This is a genomic window from Paenibacillus sp. MY03, from assembly GCF_002165585.1.
GTDB lineage: Bacteria > Bacillota > Bacilli > Paenibacillales > Paenibacillaceae > Pristimantibacillus > Pristimantibacillus agaridevorans.
This window is the reverse complement of record NZ_MXQD01000008.1, coordinates 220,753-234,351: the sequence shown is the minus strand read 5'-3', so window position 1 is coordinate 234,351 and position 13,599 is coordinate 220,753. Positions and strand designations below refer to the sequence as shown.

Below are 13,599 nucleotides of genomic sequence, written 5' to 3'. Positions count from 1 at the left end.
GCTCATCACCTCGTCGTAGACTCCATATGTTTGGCACGCAGCTGTCCGCATGCCGCCGCAATGTCATGACCCTGCTCCCGTCTGATCGTCACGTTGATGCCGTTGCGGTCCAGAATGCGCTGGAATTCGAAAATATCCTCGCGCGGCGTCCGGACGTAATTGCGTTCGGGCACGTGATTAACCGGGATAAGATTAACGTGACAGAGCAGATCCTTAAGCACGTCGGCCAGCTCTTGCGCATGCTCCGCCTGATCGTTAACGCCTCCAATCAAAGCGTATTCGAACGTAATCCGGCGACCGGTCTTCGCGATGTAATAGCGGCAGGCCTCCATAACGTCTTCGAACGGAAAACGGCGGTTGACCGGCATCAGCTTTGAGCGGAGCTTGTCGTTAGGCGCATGGATGGACAGCGCCAGATTGATCTGCGTATTCTCATCCGCGAACTTGTACATGCTTGGCACGATCCCGCTTGTCGATACGGTAATATGTCGCTGACCGATGTTGAGCCCTTTCTCATGAATCATGAGGCGCAGAAACGTCATCGTTGCTTCGTAGTTCTCGAAAGGCTCGCCGGAGCCCATAATCACGATGCTGGAGACGCGCTCGCCCGTAGCGTCCAGCATCTGCTGGGCCGTGACGACCTGAGCCACGATCTCGCCAGCGGTTAAGTTGCGCTTTAGTCCGCCGAGCGTAGAGGCGCAGAACGTACAACCGATCCGGCAGCCGACCTGAGTGGTCACGCAAATGCTGTTGCCATAGTTGTGACGCATAATAACCGTCTCGATCGCATGTGCGTCGTGCAAACCGAACAGAAATTTAACCGTGCCGTCCTTGGACTCGAACTTCGTAATTTCGGTAAGCGTAATAAACTGGAACTCGGCCTCCAGTTTGTCGCGCAGCGCCTTGGGCAGGTTGGACATCTCCTCGAAGCTCTTTACGCGCTTTACATAGATCCAATCGAACAGCTGATCGCCGCGGAAAGCGGGCTCGCCGTTCTCCTTCATCCAATCCTTCAAGTCTTCCAGCGTATAGTCATAAATAATGGGTTTCATTTTCATCACACCTGTATCTGCAAAGTAGACGGCATTAATTTTCGGGAGCTCCGGTTCCCGGCCTGTCGCCGTCGTCGATTTATTTTACCACAAACGCCCAAGCCAAGCCATCAACGGACTCTCGACATGCGCGCGATAAAGAAGCCGTCGCTTCCGTAATGCTGCGGCAGCAACTGCAGCTGCCCCTCGAAGGAGCCCTCAATGAGTCCCGCTTCGCGAAACGTCGCCAGCAGCTCCTCCGGCCATTCGGGATCCAATTGGAATTCGGCATGGTCTTTCAGAAACGCGGCGACTTGCTCCTCGTTCTCCGCCCGCTCCATCGTGCAAGTGCTGTAGACGAGCGTGCCGCCAGGCTTGACCAGGCCGCAGACAGACTCCAGCAGCCTGCGCTGCACGGCGCAAATCTCCGCGATGTCGCCTTCGGTCTTCGTCCACTTGATCTCCGGCTTGCGCCGGATGACGCCGAAGCCCGAACATGGCGCGTCCAGCAGCACCGCGTCCATGGATTCCGGAGCGAAACGCTCGCCGAGCGTCGAGGCGTCGCCGGTGATGGCTTCGACGTTGCGAAGCTTGAGCCGCTCCGTCTGCTGTACGATCAGCTCGCGCTTGTGCGCATGCAGATCATTGGCCCATATCTTGCCCTTGCCTTCCATCAGCTCCGCCAGATGCGCGCTCTTGCCTCCTGGCGCCGCGCAGCAATCCAGCACCTTCATGCCCGCGCGGGGATTTACCACCTCGGCGACTAACATGGAGCTCTCGTCCTGGAGCGACCAGCGTCCCGATAGGAAGCCGGCCATATCTGCCAGATGGCCCCCGGATTCCACGACTATACCGGCCGGCGCAACCGCGGAAGGTTTCGCTTCCAGTCCTGCTTCGCCTAGCTCTGCCAGAAGCTCTTCCCGGCTTCCTTGCAGCGGGTTGACGCGGATGCTGGCATGCGGAGAACGATTGCCCGCCTCGCAGATGCTCTCGGCAACTTCGTATCCGTATGCGTCCGCCCAGCGGCGGACGAGCCACTCCGGATAGGAGTGGCGCAGCGCGATCGTCGCGATGGGATCGTCCAGTTTAATGCGGGACGGCGTCAGCTCGGAGCGGCCGCGATCCATGCTTCGCAGCACGCCGTTTACCATGCCGGATATGCCTGCATGGCCTCGGCGCTTTGCGATAGAGACGGCTTCGTTAACCGCCGCGTGGGGCGGAATGCGATCCAGATAAAGCAGCTGATAGGCGCTAAGTCTCAGAAGCTGATGCACCCAGGGCTGTAGCTTGGCCACACCCTTGGCGACGAACTTGTCAAGCCAATGATCCAGCGTCGCCTGCCGCCCTATCGTGCCGTAGACCAGCTCCGTCGCAAGCGCGGCGTCAGGCCTCGACAGCTCGGAGTCCTGCAGAGCTCGCTTAAGCTGCAGATTGCTGTACGCGCCGCTTCCCGCGACTTTGGTGAGTATATCCAGGGCAATCTCGCGAGGCGTGACCTGACGGCGAGAAGCGGGAGCAGCGCCGGTCCGGCCGGCATGGCTTCGCGTTTGCGCTTGTGCCCCGCGCTGTCCGCCCGGCTTGCCCGTCTTGGCGCCTTGACCGCCTTTGGGGCGGCCGCCCGCGCTGCCTGCGCTCCTTGCGGCCGATTTGCCGGTTCCGGTCGGCTGCGCGCGCCGATCACCTTCTCTGCCGCTCATAACGAGCCTCCTTCGTCGCCGAATACCGTTCCGGGCTCAAGCCGCGCGCCTTTCAGCCACTCTGCGGCGTTCATCGCGCGTTTGCCTGCGGGCTGGATCTCCGTGAGAAGCAGCTTGCCTTCGCCGGCTGCCACGACAATTCCGTCCGGTCCTGCCTCAACGACCGTTCCGGGTTGGGCGGAGACGCCGGAGGCGGCATGTTTGCCGGAGGCAACCTCGCAAGCCCGCACCTTAAACACTTCTCCTCCGAGGAACGTGAACGCGCCGGCCATCGGCGAGAGCCCTCTCACTTGATTGAACAGCTCTCGGGCGGAACGGCTCCAATCCATACGTTCGTCGTCTCGCGTCAGATTGGGGGCGTAGGTCGCTTCCGCATCGTTCTGAGGCACGGCTTTCGCCGTCCCGTCGATGATCGACGGCAGCGTCTCGCCAAGCAGCTCCGCGCCGGCCAGGCTCAGCTTCTCGAACATCGTGCCCGACGTGTCCTCATCCGTTATCGGCAGCTCCACCACGCTGATCATGTCTCCGGTATCCAGACCTTCGGCCATGTACATAATCGTTACGCCGGTCGAACTCTCTCCATTTATGATAGAACGCTGAATCGGAGCGCCGCCGCGATACTTGGGCAGCAGCGAGCCATGCACATTAATGCAGCCAAGACGCGGAATGTCCAGTACCGCCTTGGGCAAAATTTGACCGTAAGCGGCCGTCACGATGAGCTCCGGAGCAAGCTCCCGGATGACTTCTACGGCTTCCGGGCTGCGCATCCGCTCCGGCTGCAGCACCGGCAGCCCAAGCTCCAGCGCCGCTTCCTTGACGGGGGGCGGCGTCAACGTTTTTTTGCGACCCTTGGGACGATCCGGCTGGGTAACGACAGCCGCGATGTCGTAACCGCCGTCTACGAGCAAACGCAGAGAAGGGACGGCGAAGTCCGGCGTCCCCATAAATACAATACGCATCGATTATTCGCCGCCTTTTCTCGGTCTGTCGGAAATATCATAGACGCTCTCGGCGAGATCCGTAAACAGTACGCCGTTCAGGTGGTCGATCTCATGCTGGAACGCGCGCGCGAAGTAACCGGAAGCATTGACCGTGATGGAATCCCCGTCGCTGTTCTGTCCTTGTACGACTATCCGTTCGGCGCGGCGGACTTCTCCGTTCAGGTTCGGAATGCTGAGGCAGCCCTCGGGACCAAGCTGCTCCCCCTCTTGCTCGACGATGACGGGATTAACCATCTCGACAAGTCCGTTCTCGTCTCCCACATCCACGACGATGACCCGCTTGGATATGCCGATCTGCGGCGCGGCAAGACCGACGCCTTCGGCGTCGTACATCGTCTCGGCCATGTCCTTGAGCAGTTTCTTTAGGTTTGGATTGAACTTCGTCACTTCCTTCGCGACCTCGCGCAATACCGGGTCCGGGTCCTTTACGATTAATCTGATGCCCATTTCATATCATCCTTTTCTAATCCTATAGTCTCTTTCATTGCCTAAAAACTTATAAAATGACTTGCGGATCTACATCGACGCTGAACAGGACTCTCCGCTGCGGCGGCGCCTCCTCGAAAGAAGCTAGCGCTCTTCGTATAAGGGCGGAGACGTCGATGCTTCCCCGATATTTTACCACACATTGAAAACGGTAGCGATCTTTCATTCTCGGAATGGAAGAGGCGACCGGACCCAGCACCTCAAGCGCTCTGGGCAAACCCGACGCGAGCGGCACGAGCAGCCCCTCATGCTCGGCAAGACCGCGCAATTCGGCCGCGAAAGCTTCGCTGGTCGATGAGAGCAGCGCGAGCTGCTCGTGCGACATTGTAACCAGCACGAGCCGGCAATACGGCGGGTAAGCCATGACCGCCCGGTGGCGGAGTTCCTCCCGCAGGAAGGCGTCATAGTCATGCTTCTGCGCCGTTGTGATGGCATAATGCTCAGGCGCGTAGCTCTGGACGATGACCTCGCCCTTCAGCTCATGCCGCCCGGCCCGGCCCGCCACCTGCGTCAACAGTTGGAACGTGCGTTCCGCGGCGCGGAAATCGGGCAGATGCAGCGAAGTGTCGGCCGCGATAACGCCTACTAACGTTACGAAGGGGAAATCCAGCCCTTTGGCCACCATCTGCGTCCCAAGCAGTACATCCGCCTTGCGTTCGCCGAACTGGCCCAGCAATTTTTCGTGTGCGTGTTTCTCCGATGTCGTATCCACGTCCATCCTGATGACCCTGATGCCGGGAAACAGCTTGGCCAGCTCTTCCTCCACGCGCTGTGTTCCCGTGCCGAAATAACGAATATGCTCGCTCTCGCAGGAAGGACATTTTGATGGCGCTCCCTCTGCGTGACCGCAATAATGGCAGCGCAATACCCTCGACTTTTGATGATACGTTAGAGAGATGTCGCAATGCGGACAGGTCGAAGTAAAGCCGCAGGATCGGCACATCACGAACGTCGAATATCCTCTCCGGTTAAGGAGCAGCACCGACTGCTCTCCCCGCTCCAGCCGCTCGAGCAGCGCCGCGTGGAGCGGCCGGCTGAACATCGACCGATTGCCGTCCCTGAGTTCCTCGCGCATATCGACGACCGAAACCTCAGGCATCGGCCTGCCCCCGACGCGGTCCGGCATGGGAAGCAGCGAAGGCGGCCCGCCGGTTCCCCCGCCTGCAGCAGTTGCCCCGGGGCGGCCCGCTCCACGGCTGGCGGCCGCGTACGATTCCAGCGAAGGCGTGGCCGAGCCCAGCACGACGGCGGCCCCATGCTGCCGGGCTCTTCGCACGGCGACATCTCTCGCATGGTATTTCGGGCTCTCCTCTTGCTTATAGGAAGACTCGTGCTCCTCGTCGATAATGATCAATCCGATTCGTTCAAACGGCGCGAATATCGCGGAACGGGCGCCGATGGCCACTTCCGCGCGGCCGCTGCGGATTTTGCGCCATTCGTCGAACCGCTCGCCGCTCGACAGACGGCTGTGCAGCACGGCGACGGCGTCGCCGAACCGGCTCTTAAACCGCTCTACCATCTGGGGCGTCAACGAAATTTCCGGTACGAGCACGATCGCCTGGCGCTCTTGCGAGAGACAAAGCTGAATGCTCTGCAGGTAAACCTCCGTCTTGCCGCTGCCCGTCACGCCGTGCAGCAGCATGGTGTGAGCCTCCCCCGCTTCCAATGCGGCGGAGATAGCGCCGAAAACCTCCTGTTGTCCCTCCGTCAGCGGCAGCGGCGATGTTCTCGCGAATGACCGATGAGCGTAAGGATCCCGCTCCCGCTCGACCTCTCGCAGCGCAAGCACTCCCTTGTCCGCCAATGCCTTCACGCTCGCCGGCGTTACACCTGCCCCGGCGACAAGCGCCTGCAGAGCGATCGGACCGCCGTGCTCCAGCATAAATGCCAAAGCGTCGCGCTGCTTCGCCGCCCGCTTCGGAATGTCCGAAAGCGCCGCAGCGGCGTCTTCGGGCGCAGCCTCCAGAAATACCGTCAGCACTTTGCGCACGGACAGACGGTCCTTGATAACCGATTGCTGGACAAGAGCGCCGCTCCTCAGCGCCTCCTTTACGACTCGGGTGTGCTGAGGAAACTTCGTCAGCAGCGTCTCCAGCTTCACTTTGCCCGACGCGGCATCCAGCCAATCCGCAAGCTCGGAAGGAAGGCCGTCTCCGGCATCCTCATCCTGAGACCAGCCGACAAACCGCTCTTCCTTGCCCTTTAGCGCGGCGGGGATCATCGCCTGGAGAGCTTGCGTCCAGGAGCAGCAATACTTCTCGCTAAGCCATCGCGACAATTCAATCATGTCCGGCAGCAGCGGAGGGAGCGCGTCTAGCAGCTCGGCGACGGGCTTAAGACGGGAACGGTCGACCTCGGCCTCGGCCGCAATCGCGATAACGAAACCTTGGAGCACTCTTCCGCCAAACGGTACGCCGACCCGGCTGCCGACTTCAATCCACTCCGCCATCCCGTCCGGCACGGAATAATCAAAAGGCCGATCCGTCTGGCGGCTCGGCACATCGACAATGACTCTGGCGATCATGAGGCGGAACCTCCGCCTGACGTTTTCATGCGGCGTACGACGACATCCATTATGCGAGCGGCGGTCTCTCTTTTGGATAATAAAGGCACATCCTCCACAAGTCCTTCCGGACCGTAGATTCGCACGGCGTTCGTATCCACGTTGAAGCCCGCGTCTTCGGAGCTGACATCATTGGCGACGATCAGATCGCATTTCTTGCGATTGAGCTTATCCAGCGCATAAGTTTCAAGATTCCCCGTCTCTGCCGCGAATCCTACCAGCAGCTGATGGCGCTTCCGCTCGCCCAGCGTCTGCAGAATATCGGTCGTCCGTTCCAGCTCAAGCACGAGACGCTCTCCCGTCTTCTTAAGCTTATGCTCATAGGTATGCACAGGGCGGTAATCCGCTACTGCGGCCGCTTTGATGACGATATCCATCTCATCGTACAAGTTAAGCACCGTCTCCAGCATCTCCCCCGCGGATTCCGCGCGGACGATCCGGACGCCACCCGGCGGAAACGCCGTCGTCCTGCCAGCAACGACCGTCACTTCGGCTCCAAGAAGCGCTGCCGCTTCGGCAAGCGCAAAACCCATTTTGCCCGAAGAATCATTGGTCAGATATCGTACGGGATCCAGACGTTCGATCGTGCCGCCAGCCGTCACCAGCACCTTTTTGCCGCTGAGCGTCTTGCCTCGGGCGAACCAAGCCTGAACGGCCGCGACGATATCCTCCGGCTCCGCGAGTCTTCCCTTCGCTACGTATCCGCAGGCAAGCTGCCCCGTTCCAGGTTCTACGAACATCGCGCCTCTTTCGGCAAGCAATTCCATATTGATCACGACGGCGGGATGCTCGTACATATGAACATTCATGGCCGGCGCTATCACAATCGGACAGGTCGCGGCTAGCAGCGTCGTGCTGAGCATGTCGTCCGCATGGCCGCCTGCCAGCTTCGCGATGACATTCGCCGTCGCCGGTGCGACAATGATCAGATCGGCGTGATCAGCCAGATGGATATGGGAAACAACGGATGGATCGCGTTCGTCAAATGTATCGATATGTACGACATGGCGCGAGAGAGTCTGCAGCGTCAGCGGCGTAATAAATTTCGTCGCGGATTCCGTCATAATGACGTGCACCTCCGCGCCCGCCTGCACCAGCTTGCTGCATAATGCCGCTCCCTTGTAAGCGGCGATGCCGCCCGTAATGCCGAGCACTATTCTTTTACCTTGCAACATGATGCCACTCCTATTCCAAGCGTCAGCCGCGCTTCTTTGGCGCGGCTGATGCGTTGCTATATATCGTCTATTACCATTCCAACCGTTCGCGCAAATTCGTAATATGAGCCAAATGATGACGACCATGCCAGGCAACGAATCCCAGGAAGTACGACAGCTTCATTTGCATGCCCCGTTCGGGATGGTAAAATTCCTTCTCAAAATGCTCCCTTTCCATCGAACGCAATAGCAGCGACCAACGGGCGTATAGTCCGTCGATAATAGTCAAGCTGACTTCAGGCGGCGCTTTCAACACATCCGGCAGCTGGGACCAGGGAGCTTCTTCGAATGGTTTGATGGTTGGATTGTTCTCTGTCAGCGCCAGCTTGAAGCGTGTAAAGCAATTCATGCCTGCGTCCGCGAGATGATGGGTCACTTGGCGAACCGTCCACCCTCCCGTTCGGTAGGGGGTGTCAAGCTGCCCGTCGTCCAGTCCGTCCAGAGCGGCCCGCAGTTGCCCCGGCAAAGCTTCGACCTCGGCAATCCACTTGTCTCGCTGTGCATTATTCATGCCTTCGAATAGATAACGTCCGATTGGATAACGCAATTGCTCCATGCAAATCCCTCCCAAGTATATGCTTTCAAGCGCCGTCTTCTGACGGCATCAGCCGAAGTCTCGGCCCGACAATTGCGTGCGGCCGCAAGCGGCGAGTCATTCTCCTATCATAACATATCGTAATGCAAAAAATATCGGGCAAGATGAAGTTGCACACGAACAAACCTACGGTTGCTTTAACCCTTCGCCCTGCTGCTTCGCATGCCGGCTTGAAGTTCCAATTCGCCGGCTTCCCCCGCTTTGAGCAGGTTCTGATATTTTTCCGTTTCCTTGCCATACAACGCAATTTTGCCCTCGTCGTTGTAATGCACGCCCCAGCCGAATTTCTTGGGCAGCATCGACGCTCTCATGCAAGGATGGCTTTTCGCCAGTAGCGCCGCACGTTCTTCTTCGAGCTCGACCTCGGATAATGTCCCGAGCAGCGCTTTATGACGAATATGTACCTCGAATAGCTGTTCTTCAAACGTATAACAGTAAGGATTTTCCGATAACAGCTCATATTGGATAAGATGCGCCGACTTCTCCGCCCGCTTTTGCGGCGGGATCACGCCTGTCTCGGCAGGACAGTCGTCCGAGACGCGCACAAACATGTTGCTCCAATGTCGTTCCATCGTTTGCAACCGCCCTTCTTCGATAGGTAGTTCAAAAAGTCCGCTTCCCATTACGAAGTAATCCTAGTAGCTTACTCGACGTCGAATATTGAATTCAGCCGAACCTTCCGTTGCTCACGTAGCTTCCACTACGCTCCGCTACTCAGTTTCTAGCTTCATTCAATCTTCTTGGTACTGAAAACCGAACTTTTTGAACTTGTATTTCAATGGAAATATAATATTACAGTCGCTTCCAGCTACAAAAAAAGGAGAGCTCCAGTCGCGAGGTCTCTCCTTCCGTTGAAAAGTATTTAATTAATCTTCCTTCGTCGCGACTTTCTCCACTTGAATAATGTCTCCGTAAATTTCTTCGAGGGCGACGCCCACGAATTTGTGGGAACGCGGACTCAGCAATTCCGACTTCTCGCCGTTGCGCAGCATGCGCGCTCTTCTGGAAGCGGCGACGACCAGCGTATATTTGCTGTCGACCTTCTTGACCATTTCGTCAATGGATGGATATAACATGGCTGATTCTCCTCACTCAAGCTTTCTCGATTGCAGTTTTCATACCCGACACATACGGTAAAAATCGATCTCTGCGGCAATGCTCCGCAATGATAATGCTTCGAATACGGTCGCAGGCGGCGTCAATCTCGTCGTTAATGACGGCATAATCATAATGCTGCAGCAAACTCATCTCCTCCACGGCCACGTTCATCCGCGTGTTGATGATATCCTGCGTTTCCGTGCCCCGTCCGGTAATGCGCTGCTTCAGCTCGTCCAAGGATGGAGGCAGCAAAAAAATAAAAATGGCTTCCGGGAACTTGTCTTTCACTTTCAGCGCGCCCTGAACCTCGATCTCGAGAATGACGTCCTTGCCGCCGGCAAGCGTCTTGTCTACGAAATCGCGCGGCGTGCCGTAATAATTGCCTACGTATTCCGCATGTTCCAAAAGCGCGTCGCGCGCAATCATATCCTGGAACTGCTCTCGCGTCTTAAAGAAATAGTTGATACCGTCAACCTCGCCCTGTCTGGGCTGCCTCGTTGTTGCCGACACGGAATACACGATCTCCGGCATTCTGCTCCGCAGCGCGGTACATACCGTGCCCTTCCCCACTCCGGCAGGACCGGACAAAACTATTAACAATCCCATTTGTTCCATAGCTCCCCGTAACTATTCGTCGTTATCGTCATCCTTGGTGGATAAGCGATGCGCAACCGTTTCCGGCTGAACCGCTGATAAAATAACATGATCGCTGTCCGTAATAATGACCGCGCGCGTCCGACGACCGTATGTGGCGTCAATCAACATATGCCTGTCGCGAGCCTCTTGAATGATCCGTTTGATCGGCGCCGACTCCGGACTAACAATGGAAATAATGCGATTTGCGGATACAATGTTGCCGAATCCGATATTAATGAGCTTAATAGCCAAGCCAGGTCCCCCTCCGCGCTTACGATCATCCCATGCGCACTTTGCGCTGCCAATCTTAAAATGAACAGAATCATTGCTTTATTGTTGACAAAAAAAGGATGGAGCATACGTTTCCATTGCGCTGTTCCAACTGTACGCCCTATTTTAATTGATTTTCGCCGCGCGAACAAGCAGAAAATAGCCGCGCGGCGTAAATAACATGAGGATTAGCTAAGTTGCTTCGTATTCTGCCAAACATATTCCGTCAATTGCACGGCCATATCGTAGAACATAAACGGCGTTATGAGATAAATGCCATTAAAGTGAGGGAGCGCCGCATCGAGCAGCTCCTTCGCGATCCGAACGCCTTCCGCGCGGCCTGCCTCGCCTTCCAATCCGGCCATCCGGCTCCGCACCTCGTCGGACAGCTGAATGCCCGGCACTTCATTATGAAGATATTCGGCATTTCTTCCGTTGGCAAGCGGCATAATGCCGATGAATACCGGCACATCCAGATGTTTTGTGGATTCCGCGATACGCACGATCAGTTCGGGATCATAAACCGGCTGCGTCATGATGTAATCGGCTCCGGAAGCAATCTTGCGTTCCAGGCGCTGCACAGCCTTGTCTAGATGTTTGACGTTCGGGTTGAACGCCGCCCCTACAACGAACTTCGCGCGCTGCTTAAGCGGCTTGCCGGAGAAAGCAATGCCGTCGTTCAACTGCTTGATCATTCGGATCATCTCGAACGAGGTCAGGTCGTACACGGAGCTGGAATCCGGCAAATCGCCGAATCGCGCCGGATCTCCCGTCACGGCCAGAACATGGTCGATGCCAAGCGCATCCAGACCCATCATGTGGGACTGCGTTCCGATCAGGTTGCGATCCCGGCAAGCGATATGGACGAGCGGGCGAATGTCCACTCGTTCCTTAAGCAGCGCGGCCAGCGCCAGATTGCTCATGCGCGTAACGGCGAGCGAGTTGTCCGCCATCGTAATCGCGTCCGCTTTGATCTCCTTAAGAGCCGCTGCCCCCGTCATGAACTTGCTGATATCGAGATCGCGAGGCGGATCCAGCTCTACGATGACCGTGTGGCGCTGCTTTACAAGATCCACGATGTTGGGAGTCTCATCCCTATCCCCCTCGCCAGTGCCTCCCGCAAGGGTTTCCGTGACGGATATTGATGCTGACTCCGCCTGATTCGCGCCAGGCGCCGCAGGCACGTATCCGGCAAGAGCAGCAGCCATTGCGGCTACATGCTCGGGCGTTGTTCCGCAGCATCCGCCGATAATGCGGGCACCGCGATCTGCGAAGCGCTTTGCGCTCTCCGCAAAATATTCCGGTCCGGCCGAATACGCATATTTACCATCGACGTAGTCGGGTATTCCGGCATTGGGATAGACCGACATGGGCACATCCTCAGGTCTCTCGCCAATGGAATCGATGGCGCGCATAATCCCGTTCGGGCCGCTGCGGCAGTTAAAGCCGATCACGTCGGCTCCCATCTCCTTAAGCTCGCTGAATGCATCGGACAGCGCGACGCCATCCAGCGTTCGCCCGACGTCCTCGACCGCGAATTGGCAGATGACCGCGATATCGGTAAGCTTGCGGGCAATCGACATGGCTAGCTTCATCTCCGCAAGGTCGTAGAAGGTCTCCAGAAGCAATCCGTCGACTCCCTCTTCGAGCAGCGCCTTCATCTGTTGCTCGTAGGCATCCGCGACGAGTGAAGTCCGCAAGTTCTTTAGCTTGCCGTCCCGGATGGAGCCGATTGCGCCTACAACGTAGGCATCCGGACCAACCGCGGCCCGCGCGATTCGGACGCCGGCACGGTTGATCGCTTCCATCTCGCTCTCCAATCCGTACTTCGACAGCTTGACGGAGTTCGCGGAAAACGTGTTCGTCTCGATAACGCGCGCGCCAGCTTCGTAATACTGCCGGTGTACGTTCTCAATGACATCCGGCTTCAATACATTGAATTCCTCATAGGAAACGCCAACCGGAAACCCCATCTGGTACAGATAGGTTCCTATCGCCCCGTCCCCGGTCAGGATGCGCTCTGCGAGCGCCTCTCTCAGACTAAGTTTTGCTGCCAACGCGCCGCTCATCGGGACACCTCCAAGGACCCGCGGAATACTTCCGCGGCAGGTCCGGTCATATAGACATGATTGTCGGCTTCGTTCCACTCGATAAACAAATCGCCGCCTTTGAGAGATATCGTAGCGGTACGGTCTGTCGCGCCCGTGAGCACGGATGCGACGAGAGTCGCGCAAGCGCCGGTGCCGCAAGCAAGCGTCGGACCCGCGCCGCGTTCCCAGACGCGCATGTCGGCTTGCGAACGGGAATTAACCGTTACGAATTCCACGTTGATCTTGCGGGGGAACATCGGATGTTTTTCCAGCTTCGGTCCCCAGGTATCCAGGTCGAAGTTTGCGGCGTCGTCCACATAGATAACGCAATGCGGATTGCCCATAGATACCGCCGTAAACGAGAACGTCCGGCCGTCCACTTCGATGGGATGTTCGATAACACGCTCCGCATCGATTGTCGTCGGCACTTTAAGCCCTTCCAAAATCGGCTCGCCCATATCGACGCGCACGCTTACCGCTTTGCCGCCCTCTACTGCGAGCTGAACCTTCTGCACGCCGGCGCCCAACGTCTCGACCGTAATTTCTTCGCGGTTCGTCAATCCGTTATCGTAGACGTACTTCGCCACGCAGCGAATCGCGTTGCCGCATTGCTCCGCTTCCGAACCGTCGGAGTTGATGATGCGCATGCGGAAGTCCGCCTTCTCGGATGGAAGAATATAGACAAGACCGTCGGCGCCGATGCCGAAGAACCGATCGCAGACGTCAAGCGCCAGCTCGGACGCATTGTCCGGCAGCTGACGCTCGCCGTCTACTATTATAAAGTCATTGCCCAAGCCATGCATTTTCGTGAAATTCATCTATCGTTCTCTCCCTTGCAACAGCTGCTAGTATGGATGATCTCTCTATTACTCATTCCTACTAGCATACCGCAAAAGGTGGAGAAAGGCTATTCACTTT

The 13,599-nt window shown here is 57.5% G+C and carries 13 protein-coding genes; all 13 read right to left on the bottom strand.

The annotated features are described in order from the left end of the window. Positions 1–5: 5 nt before the first annotated feature. The 13 genes from rlmN to dapF all read right to left on the bottom strand — a co-directional run bounded on the left by rlmN (position 6) and on the right by dapF (position 13,499). Complete coding sequence (gene rlmN, locus B1748_RS10205; protein WP_087567783.1) at positions 6–1,052, bottom strand: dual-specificity RNA methyltransferase RlmN; 1,047 nt, start codon at positions 1,050–1,052, stop codon at positions 6–8. A 110-nt stretch (positions 1,053–1,162) separates the two neighbouring features. Continuing rightward, the gene (rsmB, locus tag B1748_RS10200) at positions 1,163–2,728 is read right to left on the bottom strand and encodes a 16S rRNA (cytosine(967)-C(5))-methyltransferase RsmB (RefSeq protein ID WP_087567782.1); all 1,566 of its coding nucleotides are present in this window, start codon (positions 2,726–2,728) and stop codon (positions 1,163–1,165) included. Further along, positions 2,725–3,687 carry a methionyl-tRNA formyltransferase gene (gene fmt, locus B1748_RS10195; protein WP_087567781.1) on the bottom strand — a complete coding sequence of 321 codons (963 nt, stop codon included), beginning with the start codon at positions 3,685–3,687 and terminating at the stop codon, positions 2,725–2,727. Before fmt ends, rsmB begins: the two co-directional genes overlap by 4 nt. Positions 3,688–3,690: 3 nt before the next feature. Continuing rightward, the gene (gene def / locus B1748_RS10190) at positions 3,691–4,176 is read right to left on the bottom strand and encodes a peptide deformylase (protein ID WP_087567780.1); all 486 of its coding nucleotides are present in this window, start codon (positions 4,174–4,176) and stop codon (positions 3,691–3,693) included. A gap of 49 nt (positions 4,177–4,225) precedes the next feature. Further along, entirely contained in the window at positions 4,226–6,739 is a 2,514-nt protein-coding gene (gene priA, locus B1748_RS10185) for a primosomal protein N' (protein WP_087567779.1), read from the bottom strand. After that, a complete protein-coding gene (gene coaBC, locus B1748_RS10180) occupies positions 6,736–7,953 on the bottom strand; it encodes a bifunctional phosphopantothenoylcysteine decarboxylase/phosphopantothenate--cysteine ligase CoaBC (RefSeq protein ID WP_087567778.1) in 1,218 nt (405 codons plus the stop codon). The genes priA and coaBC overlap by 4 nt, the downstream gene beginning before the upstream one ends. A gap of 70 nt (positions 7,954–8,023) precedes the next feature. Further along, complete coding sequence (locus tag B1748_RS10175) at positions 8,024–8,548, bottom strand: YfiT family bacillithiol transferase (protein WP_087567777.1); 525 nt, start codon at positions 8,546–8,548, stop codon at positions 8,024–8,026. A gap of 176 nt (positions 8,549–8,724) precedes the next feature. Next, entirely contained in the window at positions 8,725–9,159 is a 435-nt protein-coding gene (locus B1748_RS10170) for a DUF6157 family protein (protein ID WP_087567868.1), read from the bottom strand. Between the two features lie 294 nt (positions 9,160–9,453). Beyond that, a complete protein-coding gene (rpoZ, locus tag B1748_RS10165) occupies positions 9,454–9,663 on the bottom strand; it encodes a DNA-directed RNA polymerase subunit omega (RefSeq protein WP_087567776.1) in 210 nt (69 codons plus the stop codon). A gap of 16 nt (positions 9,664–9,679) precedes the next feature. Next, entirely contained in the window at positions 9,680–10,291 is a 612-nt protein-coding gene (gene gmk / locus B1748_RS10160; protein WP_087567775.1) for a guanylate kinase, read from the bottom strand. Positions 10,292–10,312: 21 nt separating this feature from the next. Beyond that, positions 10,313–10,573, bottom strand: a complete 261-nt coding sequence (gene remA / locus B1748_RS10155) for an extracellular matrix/biofilm regulator RemA (protein ID WP_005548256.1) — start codon at positions 10,571–10,573, stop codon at positions 10,313–10,315. A 206-nt stretch (positions 10,574–10,779) separates the two neighbouring features. Beyond that, positions 10,780–12,660 (bottom strand): bifunctional homocysteine S-methyltransferase/methylenetetrahydrofolate reductase, encoded by a 1,881-nt coding sequence (locus B1748_RS10150; RefSeq protein ID WP_087567774.1) that lies wholly within the window; start codon positions 12,658–12,660, stop codon positions 10,780–10,782. Next, positions 12,657–13,499 carry a diaminopimelate epimerase gene (dapF, locus tag B1748_RS10145; RefSeq protein ID WP_087567773.1) on the bottom strand — a complete coding sequence of 281 codons (843 nt, stop codon included), beginning with the start codon at positions 13,497–13,499 and terminating at the stop codon, positions 12,657–12,659. Before dapF ends, B1748_RS10150 begins: the two co-directional genes overlap by 4 nt. Between the last annotated feature and the right edge of the window lie 100 nt (positions 13,500–13,599).